This is a genomic window from Paenibacillus chartarius, assembly GCF_042432825.1.
GTDB classification, from domain to species: Bacteria; Bacillota; Bacilli; order Paenibacillales; family NBRC-103111; genus Gordoniibacillus; species Gordoniibacillus chartarius.
In genome coordinates this window covers 14,721-33,881 of the sequence record NZ_JBHLWN010000031.1, presented here as the reverse complement: position 1 = coordinate 33,881, position 19,161 = coordinate 14,721, and the positions used below count along the sequence as shown (strand labels likewise).

General features: G+C 42.7%; 11 protein-coding genes. 7 read left to right on the top strand and 4 right to left on the bottom strand.

Annotated features, from left to right (window positions below; translation table 11 throughout):
- Window positions 1-249 precede the first annotated feature (249 nt).
- Window positions 250-4,446, bottom strand: a complete 4,197-nt coding sequence (locus ACFFK0_RS08195) for a hypothetical protein (RefSeq protein ID WP_377469605.1) — start codon at window positions 4,444-4,446, stop codon at window positions 250-252.
- A gap of 347 nt (window positions 4,447-4,793) precedes the next feature.
- On the opposite strand from ACFFK0_RS08195, the gene ACFFK0_RS08190 reads away from it, so the two are divergent.
- From ACFFK0_RS08190 to darG, 3 genes are all read left to right on the top strand, one after another.
- Window positions 4,794-5,267: a hypothetical protein gene (locus tag ACFFK0_RS08190; RefSeq protein WP_377469604.1), complete on the top strand. Its 474-nt coding sequence runs from the start codon at window positions 4,794-4,796 to the stop codon at window positions 5,265-5,267.
- A 256-nt stretch (window positions 5,268-5,523) separates the two neighbouring features.
- The gene (gene darT, locus ACFFK0_RS08185) at window positions 5,524-6,159 is read left to right on the top strand and encodes a type II toxin-antitoxin system toxin DNA ADP-ribosyl transferase DarT (protein ID WP_377469602.1); all 636 of its coding nucleotides are present in this window, start codon (window positions 5,524-5,526) and stop codon (window positions 6,157-6,159) included.
- Window positions 6,160-6,171: 12 nt separating this feature from the next.
- Window positions 6,172-7,203 carry a type II toxin-antitoxin system antitoxin DNA ADP-ribosyl glycohydrolase DarG gene (gene darG / locus ACFFK0_RS08180; RefSeq protein WP_377469600.1) on the top strand — a complete coding sequence of 344 codons (1,032 nt, stop codon included), beginning with the start codon at window positions 6,172-6,174 and terminating at the stop codon, window positions 7,201-7,203.
- 51 nt (window positions 7,204-7,254) lie between these two features.
- Here the strand turns inward: darG and ACFFK0_RS08175 are convergent, their stop codons facing one another.
- Genes ACFFK0_RS08175 through ACFFK0_RS08165 form a run of 3 tightly spaced genes read right to left on the bottom strand, consistent with a single transcriptional unit; the run spans window position 7,255 to window position 10,814 of the window.
- Window positions 7,255-8,181 carry a tyrosine-type recombinase/integrase gene (locus tag ACFFK0_RS08175; protein ID WP_377469598.1) on the bottom strand — a complete coding sequence of 309 codons (927 nt, stop codon included), beginning with the start codon at window positions 8,179-8,181 and terminating at the stop codon, window positions 7,255-7,257.
- A 13-nt stretch (window positions 8,182-8,194) separates the two neighbouring features.
- Window positions 8,195-9,289, bottom strand: coding sequence for a tyrosine-type recombinase/integrase (locus ACFFK0_RS08170; RefSeq protein ID WP_377469597.1), 1,095 nt, complete (start codon window positions 9,287-9,289; stop codon window positions 8,195-8,197).
- Between the two features lie 4 nt (window positions 9,290-9,293).
- Complete coding sequence (locus tag ACFFK0_RS08165; protein ID WP_377469595.1) at window positions 9,294-10,814, bottom strand: tyrosine-type recombinase/integrase; 1,521 nt, start codon at window positions 10,812-10,814, stop codon at window positions 9,294-9,296.
- 630 nt (window positions 10,815-11,444) lie between these two features.
- Here ACFFK0_RS08165 and ACFFK0_RS08160 point away from each other — a divergent pair.
- The 4 genes from ACFFK0_RS08160 (at window position 11,445) to ACFFK0_RS08145 (ending at window position 19,147) form a co-directional block, all read left to right on the top strand.
- Window positions 11,445-11,789, top strand: coding sequence for an HIRAN domain-containing protein (locus tag ACFFK0_RS08160; RefSeq protein WP_377469946.1), 345 nt, complete (start codon window positions 11,445-11,447; stop codon window positions 11,787-11,789).
- Window positions 11,790-11,868: 79 nt separating this feature from the next.
- Window positions 11,869-12,822, top strand: coding sequence for a helix-turn-helix transcriptional regulator (locus tag ACFFK0_RS08155; protein ID WP_377469593.1), 954 nt, complete (start codon window positions 11,869-11,871; stop codon window positions 12,820-12,822).
- Between the two features lie 21 nt (window positions 12,823-12,843).
- Window positions 12,844-15,801 carry a PD-(D/E)XK nuclease family protein gene (locus tag ACFFK0_RS08150; protein ID WP_377469592.1) on the top strand — a complete coding sequence of 986 codons (2,958 nt, stop codon included), beginning with the start codon at window positions 12,844-12,846 and terminating at the stop codon, window positions 15,799-15,801.
- Entirely contained in the window at window positions 15,794-19,147 is a 3,354-nt protein-coding gene (locus tag ACFFK0_RS08145; RefSeq protein WP_377469591.1) for a UvrD-helicase domain-containing protein, read from the top strand. The genes ACFFK0_RS08150 and ACFFK0_RS08145 overlap by 8 nt, the downstream gene beginning before the upstream one ends.
- The last annotated feature ends 14 nt before the right edge of the window (window positions 19,148-19,161 follow it).

The following is a 19,161-nucleotide window of genomic DNA, read 5'->3' as shown; positions in this document are numbered from 1 at the left end:
AAATGAGGAAGCCACATGCAGCATGTGGCTTCTTTGGCTTGTAAAGGGAAACAGGATGATAGGTCGCTGAGGTAAAACATGAGATCAGACTTAAACTATGTCATGTTAATTTTTTATCGCTGGTGGATCACTACTTCCACAATGGTAATATACAGTTACATGATTTTTGTACAAAGACAGTTACAATTGAATGAGCCTGTTAATGTCATATTGAATCAAGGTACGACTATACAACATGGATTTCAAACATTAAGGGCTAATTTCCATATCCAGCCCAAACTTTACTGAATCAAGTAGTTTACTAAGGGTCATTTTATTTGAATTATCACTAAATTCCTTTAAGCTTGTGTACACATATTCCGGAGCTAAGAAATCGTAACGATATTGTGCAAGAATTCCGATCCAGTATTCTGTCACAAATGGTACGATGATCCGTTTGTATAATTCTTCCCAATGCTGGTATTTTCCCTCTAAGAACGGCAACATAGCTCTATAAATTCTCAGAGAATCGCCAGGGGAGGCTTTTAATGATGCACCTACATAATAAAGGAATTTAACACTTCTCCAATTATCGATCGTCGAGTTTCCTCGTTGTGCAAGCTCCGAGAAGGAAAGATCATTTTTTAATATAGCTTCAGTTGCAACCTCCATTGACTTCCAGAAAGACGTGGATGAAGCTGTAAGCGCCATCTGTTTACACAGAGCTATAATTTCCATAGTAGAATCACTAGCTCGTTCTGGATCTTGAACAAGTAATTGCAAAGTTCGTAATGAAGCTAAAACGATACTATCTTCTGCGGCAGATTGTTCAATGGAATCCCAATTCTCGTTAGGTTTAGACCCTAATGCTACTATTGGGTCAGCTTGATAGTCCAAGCCGCGGCTATACATAGCAAAGATCGTTTGCATCTCTAGCGCGACATCAAGCGCAAGAGCAAATTGTCCCTCCAGCAAAAGTGTTGGTAAAGCTTGCGCGCCCAACAGTCCTATATTCCTGCCAGCGCCTCGGTTACGGGCAATGTCGAAAGCTTGTAAAATCCAGTAGGAGGCTTTATCTGTAAGATTTAGTAATTCACTAAGCTTTGCAAGGTGAGCGGCTAGGAAAAAGTCATTTTCAGGCTTATAAACTGATGCGACCAACGGGCGATCTACAACAAAGAAACCTCTTTCAGGGGCGACGTATATATCGCCATCTCTGGTTGATTCAGGTGGCTTGCCACTTGTGACGAGTGACATGATGTATCCAGACGCATGTCCGAAGCTGACAAATAGACTTTTCCATTCCTTTTGATCTTTATCAGATTTTAACAATATCTCTACAGCAGTTTCATAGTACGTAAAAGCATCATCAATTGCATCAGCGAGCCATAATGCAATCACATGCTCTCCAAGTGCTTTGACGACCAATGTCTCTGGAACTCTATTTTTGGTTGAAATATCCACTGATTTTCCAGTAAAGTAAGTAGCTTGAATTGGATTTAGTTCACCAAAAGCCTTGCTTAATTCAATGTAGCTGTATACTTGTTGTGTAGGATATTTACTGATTTCAGTCTCTAAAGCGATCGATAGCCATGAGATAGCTTCAGTTGGTAGACCTTGATAAACAAATTGTCTTCCCATAGCCTCGCGAATGAGGTATTGGACAATTGGATCAACCGAGGCGCAGTTCAATGCATTATTAGCAAATTGCTCGGCGGATTGTAGATTTTTCTGATATTCGGCCATTATAATAATGGTACCCCTGATAGAGCAAGCCCACAAAAGGTCTAGGTTTAGCTTAGAGGCACATCTAGCAACTTGTTCAAGTTGAGCAATTACCCCACTCCAATCGCGCTCGTTCTCCGGTTTATCCACTTCTTGAAGCCAAATTCGATCACAAAGATGGATAGCAGTGTCTGCATACAAGTTACTTTGCTTAGCATGTTGCAATTGATTTTCTGTGAAACTTTCCAAAGTATGCAACCAGTTTGCTAATTGTGTTCCGGTACGCACACCCGCGCCAGTTAACCAGATCAATTCAGCCGGATGAAAGGTATCGAACAAAGATGGACCTTTCTGCTTGGATTGTTCAATTTCCAGTTCTACAACATTTAAGGCTTGAGATAAATATTTATTTGCCTTCTCTGGTGAACGGAGTGCAAGAAAGTTGGCTGCAACTATAGAGATAGAAGCTGCAAATGTATCTTGCATATCTGCTGTTGCCAATATAATGTCTAACTTGTGAAGGAGATCATCCACAGGTTGATTCATCTTATTTAAGACGGTGATTTGTTTCATACGAATTGCTAATTTCATGTTTAAGTCCATCGCTTCAGGCAAAGGAGCTTCAACCCATATCCGTGTAAAACCCCAAACGTCGTTCCATGCTTCATGCTTCTCAAGTTGTTCAAGAGAAACTAATAATGTTAATCCAGCTTCCCTGTAAGCTTCAGCAGCAACAAAATGCCCAATAGCACGAATAGCATCCAAGGGGTGAATTTCATACTTTTTGATAATATTCTGACCAATCTTGAAACGAACTTGTTTCTTGGTCGGGGTATCGAGATTCAAGGGCCCCAACTGCGCTAACAATGGTGAAACCTGGTAGCTAATATCTGTGTCTCTTTGAATCCAAAGCCCTGATACCTCTGCTAATCTCTCCATAGGGCGAGGAATCGATGGGGGAATTTCACATATCATGCGAATTTCTTCTAATTCAAAAGGGGCCTGAATTAGTGTCAAGCGATATAAAAACTCCCTTGTATCAGCATCTTCAAGACGATCCAAGAGTTCTTGTTGAACGTATTCATTCAAATTTCCAATATAATTTCCAGTGAAAAGTGCTGAAAACGACTTTTCATCCACTTTCCAGTCACGTGCCAGCAAATAGTGAACCGCCGCGGTGGCAAGAACGGGATGACCTTTAGTTAGTGATGTAATAAGGGTTAGCATTTTGTCGTTCTCAATTAACCAATTAGGCGCCTGATAGATTGTGAGAAGCTCTGCAATATCGTGGTTTTCTAACTTCGGAACCTCTATATGTTTGATAGCACCTTCCGATATGAGGGCATTGAAAGCTGGAGATAAGGAAAAGGCACTAGTTGAAAGTATTTTAATTCCAGTTATCCTACATGCGTTAGAGAGCATGAGTAGTTTTTCGTCAAGAATCGTTTTGCCATTGGTTCTTGGCAGGTCGTCTAAGACCAAAAGGGAATCTTTCGTAAGGGAAGCACATACATCCAGATACCAGCGCTGCCATTGATTCGTAGGGGCGATACCTGAAATAACGGCAAGAGCATCGTCGATTCGCAAGCTGGCCTGGGTTGGAGAAAGGTGAGACAATCGAACCCATCCCAGAAAAAATTCTTGGCGTCTTGCGACGAGCGCGGCCAGCTGTGTTTTACCGCACCCCAGGTCACCTTGTAGGGCAAGCCAAGATATCCTTTGCATCTGTTCAAGGATGGAGTTAACAAGATCATGACGCATTATAGAACGATGGAATTCCGGAATGTCTAATAGGGGGCGTTGGACATCTAGACTAATGGATGCATGAAAACCAACCTCTTCCTTGAGCTTAGCCATATGAGCGTTCAATATTTCAACCTGGCTTTGTTGATCTTCAATAGCCCGTTCTATCACATCAACTCGTTCTTCAAGCTCTTTCCAGACGAGGCGAAGGCTAGCCAACAGTTCTTCTTCCTCAGCATGTATAACTCGATGTGATTGTTCGTTCAGGTCCGTTTTGGTTAAGCGTTTGATACCCGGATTTGAAAGAATTTTAAATACATAAAGGAAGAGACGTTCATATATCGCTACGGCCTCCCGTGAAGACCTGGCGATTCCTTTACGTACTAAAAGTTCCTCAATAATACTTTCCATATGGCTGAATGATGTATGAAGAGGACTCCATGAAAATTTTCTAACATAAGCAATTAATTCTTCATTTGTAGATTCTAAAAGGAATTTGTACCATTTATTCCAGCTTTCTTGATCTGCGGATTTGGGTTTGGTGGATGAAGCCAGAAAGCTTCTTATTTTGTGCAGTTGTTCGAGAGACTGCTCATCAGATATACCATTGACTCGAAGATGTTCCCATACTGCAATCCCGGGCGTTTTGTTTGCAAACAACGGAGGTCGCTCGACAGTGACTTCAGAGTTCGTAATGAATCGGAATGCTATCTGAAGGCTAGGATTCTCTTGTCTATGTTCAAAATAATTAATCATAGCTTCTTGAGCTTCCGATGATCTAAGTGTTAGCTTCTTTTCACGATGCTTCACTTGATTCATCGTTCGTCCAGATACCCCGGACATAACTTCAACAACATCTATATCTTCCCCACGTTCCAATTCAAGCACTTCATTTTCATTCAAGTGGATCCAATGTTCGAGTGTTAAATCGACTTGATATACATAACCGCGGATTGTGGCCCAAGCATCCCGGTCTCTTTTTAGAGAAAAGATATCCATTCTCTATCCTCCTCGTAAAGGAAAGTCACTTCTATGAAAGTAACGTCAATATGATGTTATGAAAATAGCATTTTTTAAACTTCTTACAATAGTCTCCAGTCAACTATAAATGTAATATAGCACTCGCATGTTTCATCTGCCAATTAGAACCAAGTAGATTAGCAGGATACAATGACTTCAGCTTTAACTTGACGACTCAAAGGTATAAACTTGAAGTACAGCATACTCTGGATGTAGATGATATAAGAACTTGCCAAATCAAGAAGCACGGTGAAAGAACATTACTGTTAACGGGTATAATTAATTGTTCGGATAAAAATTAATGATAATTTATGAGGTGCTGAAAATTGAAGGATGAGAAATCAAAAAAACAAATATACAAACAATATTTCATGGGCGTCATTGAGGAACTAAAAAGGATGGGCTATTCTGAGGCAGACGCGGAAATGATTTTCAATCGTTATTCTGATGATATCATAGATATTTGGGGGTTTTATTTAAACACTTATGATTTTGCTAAAGAAATCGATGAGTTACATAGGGCAGTTCAACGTGAATTTGATCCTAATAACCCTGATCACATATATATAGGCCATCTACGAGAACGCATTCGGAAGAATGAAATAATGGGGAATTCGTTAACATTTACAATTAATGAAGAAATCATGAAAAGAATTAATCAGTGGGATCAGTGTAAAGCGGTCGATGTAAGCGGGGCAAAGTTTGCTTTTACTTTTATACCCTCGAGCCTTGGTACATATATTATTGTAAGATGTGATGTGTGTGAACGTGAACTACATATTTCTGATGACCTCGAGTAAGTCCTCACTAAATTCTTCACTAACATCATCAATTCATAATTTGTGGATACGGCTGTTTTAATTTTACTTTTTGCATTGTTATTTTACCCGCGAAGTTAATCTTTGGAGCCACTTAGACTGGACATGTGGCTTTTTGACTTGACGAAATTATTTAGTTATAATTAACGCGAACATATATTCTGTTATTGTCTGAGAGGAAATCTATATCTTTTGTCGAAATAACACTCTAACGTGATTAGACTTGGAGTGTAGCTAAATGGTCCCGAATCCAACATTTATTTATCATATAACGAGCGTTGAGAATCTGCATTCGATACTCAACAATAATGGTCTCATCTGTATTAATCAATTACATAAAGACGGAAGCTCTTTCGTAAATATCGCTTATGAGCAAATTCAATCTAGACGCTCGGAAAAACAAGTTCCGTTACCTCCATATGGTAATTTACATGATTACGTTCCTTTTTACTTTGCGCCGCGATCTCCTATGCTGTATACAATTAATCAGGGGAATGTACCACAGTATCAAGGTGGGCAAAAACAGATTATTTATCTTGTATCAACCGTACAACAAGTGCTCTTAAAGAAGATCCCATTTGTGTTTACTGACGGCCATGCGATCATTAGTTATTCCGAATTTTTTAATGATCCGGCTGATTTAAAACAAATTGATTGGGGAATAATGAGTTCCCGATATTGGAATGATACTACAGAATATCCTGACAGGAAACGGAAACGTCAGGCGGAATTCTTGGCTTTCAAGTTCTTCCCAATTGACTCTGTTCTTGAAGTCGGTGTAATTAACGATGCTTTTCAGGATCAGGTATTGAAGATCTTACAAGGTAACTCGGTTAATATTCCCGTCAAGGTACGCCGAGAATGGTATTATTAAGGTGGTGAGATTATGATTGAGTATAAGAAAGGTAATTTGTTGGAATCCGAGGCTGAGGCTTTAGTAAACACGGTGAATTGTGTAGGAGTTATGGGGAAAGGCATAGCGCTTCAATTCAAACAAGCCTTTCCTGATAATTTTAAAGAGTATGAAAAAGCGTGCAAAAACAATTTAGTTATGCCAGGAAAAATGTTTGTCGTTCATACGGGATCTATGTTTAATCCTCAATATATTATCAACTTTCCAACAAAGCGTCATTGGAAAGGGAAATCAAGGATTGAGGATATAAAGTCCGGGCTTATCGATTTTGTTGAGAAAATCCGAGAGTATGGAATCAAGTCAGTCGCAATCCCACCTTTAGGTTGTGGTAATGGTGGATTGGACTGGAATCAGGTACAACCATTGATTGAAGCATCGGCAATGAAGGTTCCAGATGTCTTATTTATGGTTTACCCACCTGTTGGGAGTCCAGAACCAGATAAAATGCGTGTAGGAACTGAAAAGCCAAAGTTAACTCGGGCTAGGGCCCTTCTCATAATGCTAATGAATCTTTATGCTGCACCGGGATACAAATTGTCAATGTTAGAAATTCAGAAGCTCGCCTACTTTTTACAAGAGTCTGGTGAAGATTTAAAACTAAGATTTGTAAGTGCCCAATATGGTCCATACGCAGATAATTTAAACCATGTTCTTCAAAGACTTGAAGGGCACTATATACGGGGATATGGAGATCGAAATCGAGATGCTCAGATCTATCTTTTACCTGAAGTAGCAAAGGAAGCTGCAGAGTATTTGAGTCAGTTAAACGATGAGAGTACGAATAAAAGACTACAGGATACCAAACGAATTATCGAAGGGTACGAAACTCCATACGGGCTTGAATTGCTAGCTACAACAGATTGGATAATCAAGCACCATCCGGATGCTAAAGTTGATGTAAAACGTGCAGTTGACCATTTTAAAGCATGGAATGAACGAAAAAAGAGGGTTTTTAAAGAAGCTCATATTGAGATGGCATGGAAACACTTAGCAGTAATTAACTAAATCAATTCTTTTATCGCCCTGTCCAGAATTGAATTGGAAGGGCATTTCTTTTTAATCCTCATCCAAAATCAAACTCTCTGAAATAGAAAGATATTCAAGTGTGGTTCCAATAAGCTCATGCCGTAATTGTTGTTGAATTGCCCTCAGATTTACTCCGCTTTTAAGGAGTAGAAATCCTGTGGTTCTTCTTAGATCATGTGGAATAACCTTTCTATAGATTCCAGCTTTTTGAGCTAATGATTTAACAATGGTAACTAATTTATTCTTGGTAAGTTGTCGTCCATTTTTTGAAAAAACAAATTGACTAAAATCATTATCGATTGTCTCTTTATAATTTTTGAAATGCAATAATTCCTTAGCGGGGAATTTAGGGATGGCTATACCTTTTGCATTTGTTTTTTGCCCTTTATTCACTACAACCATACAATTATGAAAGTTGATTTGGCTAAATGTAAGGCTGCAAAGTTCATTGTTTCTTAGACCAGTCGTAATCGCAGTCCAAAACAATAAATAGTAATACTTTGAAAATGGTTCCTCTAATAAAGCTATTTTCAGAATTTCCTTGCACTCCATTTCTGACAGGAAATTAATATTAATATTCCTTTCATAATATTTGTTGGTATAGTTGGCCATCGGATTGTGACTAATCATATTAACTCTATCTAAAAAATTAAAGAAGCCTTTTAGCGAACTGATTTTGTTATAAATGGTTTTGTTTGAGAGTGATGGATTAGATGCTACAAAATGCTGTACAAATTGGTCAATAAACTCCTTACTAATCGGTTCAAAATCATTGGATTCTAGATAATACGTAAACCGTTCAAAGTCCAAACTTCCTTCAAATCCACTTTCAATTAGATACTCTTGTAATGAACCGAGGATTTTCACAGTTGCTAAAAAAGCAGGTTTCTTTAGACCACAGTGTTCACGCCAAGTCTGAAAATATGGAGAATCAAACACAACTCCGGAAAGTGACATATCGTCTCACACCTCAATCAAATAAATTCGAAGCCAACGAACGAGCAAATGGATGTTTTTCAATTGCTTGTAATAGCATGTTGTTAAAAAGTTGTAAATATATTGTTGTTGTGTTCAAGGATTTATGCCCAAGTAGTTTTGAAATAGCGACAATATCTACACCTTCTTCTAAAGCAAACAATGCAAACGAGTGGCGTAACGAATGGATCGATAGGCGTTCTTTCTGTTCTTCACTAATAGACTGGGCTTCAGAGATTAATTGACTGAACATTCTCTGTACTGTACTATCGTCCAATGAAGATGTGCCTTTGTTTGCGGAAAATACATATAGGTCTGGATAATTGGGAAGATTTCGAAGCGCACCATATTTAAAATTAATATATTTCCGCAGTATTTCTAAAGAAGTGTTTGTAATTAGTCGGTGCTCTTTATGAAGCTTATTTCCCTTTGCGCGCACTTTTATAGTTTGCGTTTCGAAACAAATATCTCCGATTTGAAGTTGTGTTAGTTCGTTCAACCGAATTCCTGAGCCAAGAAAGGTCCATAAAATAACAAAATTTCTGAATCCATCGTTACTTAGGCGGGAAAGATTTACGAGTTCCTCGATTTGTTCCTTCGTAAAGGCTCTTGGTAGATCTTCATCGAATTCGACACGTACATATAACGTTTCTTTTATCTTCTTTATGTCTATTTCAAAAAAACGTGTATACGTAACAGTAAAGAAATGCCTTAAAAATGATGCCTTTTTTGACCTTGTGTTTTGGGTTTTTACTGGTTTTAGATAGTCCAGTAATACTTTAGGGTTCTGTTCAAATGAAAGTAAAGAAGGGATTTCAGGTAACGACTTGACGTAAGTAACAAATTGGTTTAACTCGGAACGATATGTCTTTTGGGTATCGTCACTCTTCTGAATAAAATCAGAACTCTGTAAGTACCAATTTACTGCTTCATCTAAGGTTACATCTTTTGGTTGCTTCGGCTCTTTAAAAAAGCTGAGGTTACTTTTTTCTAAAGCTTGTTTCATATGATCATGACTGTTCGAAGCGGCAAGCTTTTGTAATTGAATCATTATGTTAGCGACAGGCGAGTTCCCTTCTTTTCTAAACATACGATCAGCTCCAAATTCCATCGATTTTTCGCATAGCATTATTGAGTTCCTGTTCTTGCCGATGCAAATATTTGGATGTGGTCTCAAGTCTGTTGTGCCTTGCTAAGCGTTTAATGATATCAGGATGCACATTCTTCTTTTGGCTGAGTTTAGTTATGAAAGTATGTCTAAAAAGGTGAAATCCTCCTGGAAAATCCCATCCGGATATCATTGCATATAGCCGATATCTATCCAGCATTTTTCCATAAAAAACACTTCTAGAAAGATCTCCCTTAAAAACAGATAGATCATGATCCCGGTTGTTAAACCAAGACTCCAAATATTGAAGTAATTTGTTTGGTAAGTTCATTGGTACGGGTTTCTCAGCCTTGCCTTTGCCGCGAATTTTGATGATTTTTGCTTGAAAGTTTATATCGTTCCAATTCAATCGTTCAACTTCACAGAATCGAAGTCCCAAATGAAGAAGGCATCCAAAGAACGCGGTATCATAATCGGGTTGTTCTGAATAACAAGCAATGGTGTTGAAAAATTGTGATATTTGTGTTTCGGTTGGGATGTCCCGATATAAATACCTTTTCACTTTTATTCCACGAATGGATCCGATATTTTTAGGGATAATTTTGTGTTCGTATAGGAACTTAAAAAAAGCAGTTACGCAATAAAACTTATTACTGCAGGTAATCTCACTATAATTGCCTTTTAAGTGGCAGCGCTTAAGGTGGTTTTCAAATCCCAATATATGATCCCGTTCAATCAACCAAACAGGAATCATACTAGCTGTAAATTCATTGAAATCAGCAAAGTTCTCCTCAAGCCAATTCAGAAACAACATAACATTTTGATTAATATCACGTATGTGACCTTCAGATATACCTTCTGATCTAAGATGATTGTTGAATTTTAGTAAAAAAGGGTGTAGATCATCTTCGGTTAGTTTAGATCTTTTTATTTTGCTTTTTTTGACAATAGTGAACTTCCGACACGGGAAATACAATTTGGAAATCCGAGATAGAAATGACTTTTTAAGCTCCGAATTAACGAAATTACTGCAATGAACAAGGCTCGATTCTGTAACGTCAAGATCAGTTAGCTTCCACATCGGCTTTTTGCAGTAAACAGAAATCCGTTCTTGAAATTCCATCGCTTCTATGTAGTTTCGATATAGTTCTATTGGCGGTTTGGCATCCCTAACCCATCTAAAAAAAGACTTCACAGTTTCCAATCTTATATCAGGCTCGATTTTATATTCCCATAGCCAGTTTGAGATGCTCTTTTTTGGTAAGTTATTTTCATCCAATAAATCATAATCAAATAGGGTTTCCATAATGTTCCTCACTTTGTTCATACTGACGTCCCAAACGTCAGTTCTAGGATGATCAATGTGAGGATTTTTTATTCCATTTGCAATTTCTCCAGTGGAAGAAGCACTCCACTGAAGATATTCAATCCCTTTCCACAATTCGTGATTGCGAATTGGATGAATATGAGGGTCATTTTTTTCAATGATTGACTCAGTTTCTTTCATGGAGGCCTCCTGCGATTTCGGAATTTTTCTGAAGGGAGAGCTTTTAATGGCAAATGTAACTCCAACAAAATTTGTTTTAATCCTTGGTAACCATGCAAAACATTCAATGCATTCTGCCGTACGTCAACTAGTAAAGAAGGCAAATAAAACGCAAAATGTTACACAATCTAAAAAATCACTAGTTTCAAAATGATACTGATGCTCATACCGGAGAGGTTTGTAAAAAGATAAGCATTCGTAAATAAGAAGTAGAAAACAAAAAAAGGAACCCAAAATCCACAGCAATATGCTGTGAGAAATTGGATCCCTTTCGCCCAGGCCAGAGATCTTATATTCTTAGAGGTTAAACCACTAAGAAATCGACAGAGGAGTTTTCCATAGGAAAAGTCAATATAACAATGTCGACATTTCTAGTATATTTCAGGCGTTATTTTTTTGTCAATTGAAACATCATAGAAACATCATAGATAGTCAAGTGTGACAGTAAAAAGCATTGCAGTCTCAAACTTAGAGATAGCAATGTTTTTTTGTGTAGAACGTACATTCGCTGACAATCTAACGTCGCTTCGGACAGTCATAATGGAATAAAGACGTACATTCTGGCAGGAGTGATGCACAATGTAACAACCGATATACATCGCAATTACGGGTACGCAGCACTATTATGGATCAACTTTTCTTAAACCGGGGCAGCTCGTTCATCTAATCAAGGACCCGGATAATCCGCATGATCAAGAGGCAATTAAGGCTGAAGTGATTCCGATCGGCAAAATTGGCTATGTCGCTAATAGTGCCCATACCGTACCGAAAGGATGTCGCAGCGCCGGCCGTATTTATGACACATTTGATCATAATATTTGCGGATTTGTCCGATTTGTAGTTAAAGATACTGCAATTGTCGAACTTGTGCCAAGTATAGAAGAAGTATACATCATCAAAACGATGGAGGATGTTTCGTTCTCCCCTTGCAGATAGGCAGGAAGAACTAGGTAATGTGTCGAATTCCCAATTATTTAGGGAATTACGAACGTATGTCAAGGATGGGAGAACGAGCATGACGGATAAAATGATACGGCTATTTAAAATGCTTCTGGCTATCCAAGCGAATCCAGGAATATCGGCCAAGGAGCTGGCGGCTAAATGCGAGACGACCGAACGAACGATTTACAGAGATTTAAGGATATTGGATCTGATCGCACCCATCACGAATGAAGGATATGGGAAGGGGTACCGTTTTGTCGGGAATTTTGCGATGTATCCGTTGAATTTCACCGAACAGGAAGCGTTGGTGTTTTCTGTCCTTCCCTCCGTGCTGGACACAAGCAAATTGCCGCCGGGTTTTGATTCCGCCTACGACAAAGTGATGGCTACTCATGTGAAAGAAACCAGGAAGCGTTACGATACATTGGAAAATGTCGCGGATATGATCCAAATGGGTACGCCGGCTTATCGGGAAAACAGTACGAACTTCTTGCTCCCAATTATGGAAGCTATGATAGCGAAGAAGACGCTCCGAACGGTTTATCATACACAGAGTCGAAATGAATTGACGGAACGCGAAATAGACCCGTACTATCTGGTGCCTCGCGATCAACGATTTTATTTAATCGGATATTGTCATGTCAAACAGGAAATTCGCACGTTTCGTTTAAGCCGTTTTCGCCATGTAGAGATGACGGGAAGCAATTTCGATAAGGGCGATTTTAACATCGCGCAGTACATGAAGCACACCTGGTCGATTGAACGCGGGGATTCCTTGATCACCTTTAAGATCAGGTTCCATGCGGATGTAGCCCGCTATGTGAAAGAAGAGGAGTTGTTCGTAAGACCGAAAATGACAGATTTGCCTGACGGAAGTTTATTATTCGAGGTCACCGTCAACCACGAACGAGAGTTTATGAATTGGGTCGTTCAGTATGGCCCTTCAGCAGAAATATTGGAACCTGTATCTATCAGAGAAACGTTCAAGGAGCAGTTGGCGCGTTGGGGAAAGCTGTACGAAAAGTAATGTGAAAGGAAGGTGTCCGTTTTGGAAGGCACGTTTCTGAACCGTTTGTATCAGGCGATCATGGAAGAACCTTTTCGTCGTAAGATCGTTTTAGCCCCTTCCTTCACAGAAGGACAATCTTGGCTGATGCGAATTTGCCGAGAAATAGGGCCGGTTACGAATGTAGAGGTACAGACCGTCCAATCATTCGTGAAAGGCCATGTGCAGTTTTCGTTATATAAACAAGAGATTACCTTAATCAGTGAGCAGCGTTCTTTCTGGATGATTCATCATTTTATGGAACAAATGGCTGCCGCACCGGATGCCTACATTTCCATGGACCAAGTAAAGCCTGGCATCGTGATGCACGTTCATCAGTCCATAATGGATTTACGTCATGCGGGGGTTAGATCAGAGGAACTTAGAGACGATCATTTTTTGAGCCGGGAAAAAGGGAGCTACGTACGAAACTTGCTGTCCGCCTATGAGCGTTGGCTAGAGCGACGAAACTGGACGGATTTCCCCGGCCTGATGCCGTATATAACAGCCGCATTGCCCGAAAACGTCGAACTGCTGATGCCTGATCCCATGCTGCTGAGCCCGGTTTCCGCTCGTATGGTAGAACGGTTATCGAATGGACGGATCACACGAATCCAAGTGGATCCTTTCTTTTTTGCCGAACAGTCAACGCTTTCCCTGCATGATGTACATATGTTTCATGCCACTGGCAAGCTGGCGGAAGTTCGTGAAGCGCTAAGACGCATCATTTCCGCTCGGATTCCGCTGGATGAAGTGGAAATGATCGTTTCGGATGCCGAATATGCGCTTGCCATCTCGACACTGTGCGCCTCCATGAATCTTCCTTGTTCATTTGCGGAAGGGCTTGCTTTTGAAACATCTAGAATGGGAAGAGCCGCTCATTCGCTGCTTAATTGGCTGGAATCCGGTTATCAGTCTCAGTTATTGGTGTCGATGCTTCAGCAGCAGCTTCTCTCTTTCTCGGATCGTGAAGAGGATATATCGAATATGGATTGTATCCGAACTCTGGAGAGAAGCGGAATCGGCTGGGGAAAAGAGCGATATGTAAAACTTCTTGATCCGAATCGTGTTTTGCTCGAAGAGCAATCGGATGAAACCCGCAATGGACGGGAGAGGACAGAAGAACAGCAGCAGGAATACAAAATAAAGCAGCATCTTACGAACATCATAAGGGGATTTTTTCCTCACGAATCGGCGATTTCATCTCCGGCAGGGATATTGGGTTGGTTAGTTCAGGTACTAGATCAATTTGGCATATGTAGAACGGAAGAAGACGCGTTGGTCCTGCAAGAGATGAAAGGGATGCTGCAGGAGTTGAAGGAATGTCCTGTCCCTTCGCCGATGTTGTTGGAACAAGCGCTGCCGTATACACGAGATATGCTGCAGGATATAAGAGTCGGGGTGCAGCCGCTTCCAAAGCCTGGCTTCCTGTATATATCGGGTATGGCGAACGGCGGTGTCAGCGGGAGAAAATATACGTTTCTTCTCGGGATGGATGAACATTCGTGGTCCGGCAGTGTTCAGCAAAATCCCATGTTACTCGACGAAGAGTGCAGACGAATCGGTTCCGGTCTTCAATCCGCCGCGGAAAAGAAGCGGGAGCGGCAGCGTCAGCGGGATGTGCGGCTTGGGATGATTGATGGCAGCGTCACCCTTAGTTTCTCGTCTTATGATTTGGCGGACGGAACGACGTCAAGCCCGGCATTTCAGCTTCTGCAGCTATACCGCAGAGTATCCGGGGATCCGAATGCAGACTATGAGATGCTTTACCGAAGCTTAGGGGAACCGGTCGGGTATTTGGGGGCGGGACAGCAGTCCACTGCCGAACAGAATGAACCGGCAGTCGATGGCACTCATTACATCTTCCAGCTTTTGCATGCCAAGAATGGCGGTTTTTCGGACCTGCAATCTCTCGTCGAATCGGTCTATCCTGCGCTTCGTCATGGAAGGAATGCGCTCGAAGCACGCGGCAGCATTCAAATAACCGAATTTGATGGATATATTGCGGGGGATGTGTGGTCCGATTATTGGAAGAAACAATCGGATCAGGCGCTCAGTGCAAGTCAACTGGAGAAGTATGCGGAATGCCCGATGCGTTATTTTTTTCAATATGTATTGAGAATCCGTGTTAAAGATCAGGTGGTATTCGATCGTTCCTCCTGGCTGAAGCCGAATGAAAGGGGCTCGCTGCTGCATGAGGTTTTCCGGCGTTATATGACTGAAGTAAGTGCAAGAAATCCGTCGCCTATTGTGCATGACCATGCGCTGCTGCTTCGCATCACGGAGGAGACGATTCTCGCGTATGCCGAGCGGATTCCGGCACCGAGCCCGCATGTATTTGAGAAAGAGCGAAAGTCGATCGTACGGGATGTCGAGGTGTTCTATCGAATGGAGGCGCAGGTAAAGTCAACTCCACGGTTTTTTGAACAAGAACTGATCGTAGACGGCTTGCCGCTGCATCTTAATTTAAACGATGAAATGACAATTCAATTGCGCGGTATTGTAGATCGGATTGATCAAGTCGCCCCTCACCAGTATCGGATTATCGATTACAAGACCGGCAGCCCTCGCCCTTATAAGGAGAATGGCATGTTCGCTGGCGGCACACAGCTTCAACACGCGTTGTACGCCATCGGTACAGAGCTTTGGATGCGGCAAACGGGAGTGGATAGGGAAGCGACTGTGCTGGAATCGGCCTATGTCTTCCCAAGTGAACGGGGGCGCGGGCAAGTGGTTTTGCGGTCACAAACCGAACGCCATAGAGTCACTGAGGTGATCCAAGGGATTCTTCATTCGATGGAGCAGGGATTGTTTATTCCTACCGCAGATCCCGGAACCTGTCGGTATTGCGACTATGCGGCCGTATGCGGAGATCACGCACAGCAAATGGCCGAAAAAAGAAACGAAGAATCGAATAGGGAGTTGCTGCGTACGTTGCTGGAGGTGGAGTACATTGAATGAACGATCAGATCAACACGCCAGAACGAGAATCCTGGAGGAGCTAGACACGACTTTTTTGGTGGAAGCTGGTGCGGGTTCCGGAAAAACAACCAGCTTGGTAGGTAGATTGCTGGCGTTAATTGAGACCGGAACGGCGAAAATTGAGCATATCGCGGCGATAACATTTACGAATAAAGCGGCGGATGAAATGAAGGAGCGTTTTCGTATCGCTTTGGAACGTAAAGCGGCGGATTCCGCCTGTGAATCCAGAAAGCGTATGGAAGAAGCATTGGCCAATCTGGATCAAATCTTCATCGGAACGATCCACTCCTTCTGTTCCTCGCTTCTTCGCGAACGTCCGATTGAAGCCGGGCTGGATCCTTCTTTCGAAGAGATGGATGACGAGCTGAATCGTGCGTTTCACGATCAATGCTGGGACGAATATCTCGTTCGGTTGCAAGAGGAGGATAGCCGGATCCTTCCATCCTTTGCCGAACTGAACATCGACGTCAGCACACTTAAGGATGTCTATGATCGGATATCGATTTTTACGGACGTCCATATTCCTTACGAACCGGTTAACCGTCCTGATTTCGACCTGATCCGCCTTTCCCTCCTTCCGATGATCGAGGAAGCCATAAAGTTTGTTCCGACGTCCGAGCCGGAAAAAGGATGGGATAAGCTGCAGACCAAGCTGCGTTCAGCAAGTCAGATGCTGCGTTTATTTGATATGCAAGACGATATGCACATGCTGACGCTCGCGCAATTGTTTGACGCCAAACTGGATGTGACGCAAAATCGCTGGCCGGATAAGAAACAGGCCAAGGCAATTGGTGAACAATTTCATGATTGGCAAATCACCGTCTTGTTCCCCTTCCTTCAATCGTGGCGGGAATACCTATATCCGATAGTCATCCAGTTTGTCTTGCCCGTCCTGGATTATTGCAGAGAGCGGCGTTTGCAAGCAGGAAAACTGAATTTTCAGGATCTGCTGCTGCATGCAAGCCGATTGCTGCGTGATTACCCTGAGGTTCGCCGTTATTTTGCGGGCCGATATCAAAGGCTGATGGTCGATGAGTTTCAGGATACCGATCCGGTCCAAGCGGAAATGATGTTTCTCTTGACCGGAACCGGGGATGCCCCGAACGAACGGAATTGGCGGAAGCTTACGCCAAGACCGGGCTCCTTGTTCGTCGTGGGCGATCCGAAACAATCCATCTACCGCTTCCGCCGCGCGGATATTTCGATCTATAACGAGGTCAAATCGCGGATTCAGGCATGCGGGGATGTGCTTCACTTGACCAGCAATTTCCGATCCGTCGATTCGATCGGCGCTTTTGTGAACGGGCAATTTGTCGGGAAACTTCCTGTCCGGGAAACCGATGTTCAAGCCGCTTATGTAAAGATGGAAACGAATACGCCGAATCCCAAGGCGAACAAGCAAGCGTACCATGGGATTTATGCGCTTACGTATCCGAAGATACCAGGTGGCAAGGATGAGGTGGCGGCGGTTGACGCACTGCGTATCGCCGCATACATCTCATGGGCTTGCCGTGACGGAAATTTGCAAATTCAGGAGCGAAGCGGTGCGGCTTGGGTCGTTAGAGACGCCCGTCCGAGCGATTTTCTGATTTTGACAAGAACAAGGCACTATCTGCATCTGTACGCGGAAGAGCTGGAGAAAAGGGGTGTTGCAGCGGAAACTGTAGGAAGCTCCGCTCTATATCCCGAGCTTCATACGCTGGGACAGTTGGTTCTTTACCTAGCCGATCCTTCCGATCAAGTGGCGATGCTGAGTGTACTGCGAGGCCCACTGTTCGGCATTAGCGACTCTGAGTTGATGCAGTACCGGGCTTTGGGGCATGCTTGGTCCATCTATCGGTTGCCAGAGCCTGGGGAGTGCGCAGGAACGATAAGTCGTGTTGTGGCTGCATGTTGGAAATTGCGGGAATATGCCGGATGGGTGAAAGAATTACCCGCATGGGCGGCTTTGTATCGAATCATAGAGGATACCAGCCTCCTGCCTTATTCCGCCGTACAGGAAGCGGGGGCGAATCGGTCGGGGACCTTGCTGAAGGTGATGGAGACACTGCAGCGTGACGCTATGCTCGCATCTGATTGGCATGCATTGGCGGACGCTATCTCTGCAATTCGGCAAAATAAAGGCATTGAAACCGCCAGCCTGTACGCAGGCAAAGGGCAAGCGGTACGGATCATGAACGTGCATAAAGCTAAAGGGCTCGAAGCGCCTGTCGTGTTTCTGGCTTGTCCTTGCGGAGAAAAGGATTATGATGCAGAGCAGTTTATTGATCGTACAGAGGCAGGGGCTTTCGGTTATTTCCTTATCCAGCAGGCTAGAGGATTTCAGAAAGAAACGATAGCGCAACCTGTAGACTGGGAAATGATGAGTGTGCGGGAGCGTGCATTCATGAATGCGGAGCGGGATCGGCTTCTCTATGTCGCGGCGACGAGGGCCAAACAAATGCTAGTCGTCAGTCTCTATCCGGATCAACCTGCGAAATGCCCATGGAGTTCGCTCATGGACGGGATGGAGCTCATACGTGAATTGGATGTTCCTGAGTCGGATGAGAAAGACAAACAGCGTGATATCGACATTATATCTCGGACATTTTCAACTATATTATCCGAACCCAAAGCGCCGTCAGTGGATCTGGATGCTTATTTAGCTCGGAGAGAAGAAATATTCAACCACCTTCGTCAATCGACTTATGCGGAGGCATCGGTTACCGGGCTTACGAAGAGTATTGGCGACGTGCCTGAATGGTCAGCCACGGGAAGGGGCCCATCTTTCGGCAGCGTGATTCATAAGGGACTTGAGGCGGTCGGAAAAGGATTAGCCTTGAGCGAACTTCAGGAATACGTTCAATACCTCTGCCAGAGCGAAGGGGTTGCAGACCAAGATGTAGCGGATGCTCTAACCATGCTGCAAGAGATACTGGCGAGTGAACTTTGGCAGCGGAGTCTGCGAGCGAAACAGAGGTTGTTTGAAATCCCGATGATAATTGTAGAGCGCAATCAAGTGGCAATGGAGCCAACAACAAATGATGAGACGATTTCGGAAACAGCATCTTCAGCATCTGAACGTCATTCCAACAACCATTACATCCTGATAAAGGGCGTCGTAGATTTTGCATTTGAAGAAGAGGACGGCTGGGTGACTGTCGACTTCAAGACGGATCAACTTGATGAGGGCAAGCTGCAGCAGTTTGTTCAGTTTTACGCGCCACAGGTGCAAGCTTACGCGAAAGCTTGGTCGGGGACGTTTGGTTATCGGGTGAAGGAAGCTGGTTTGTATTTTTCCAGTTTGCAGAAGTTTGTGCCGATAACTTTGAATTTGAACTTGTAACTCGTGAGATTGGG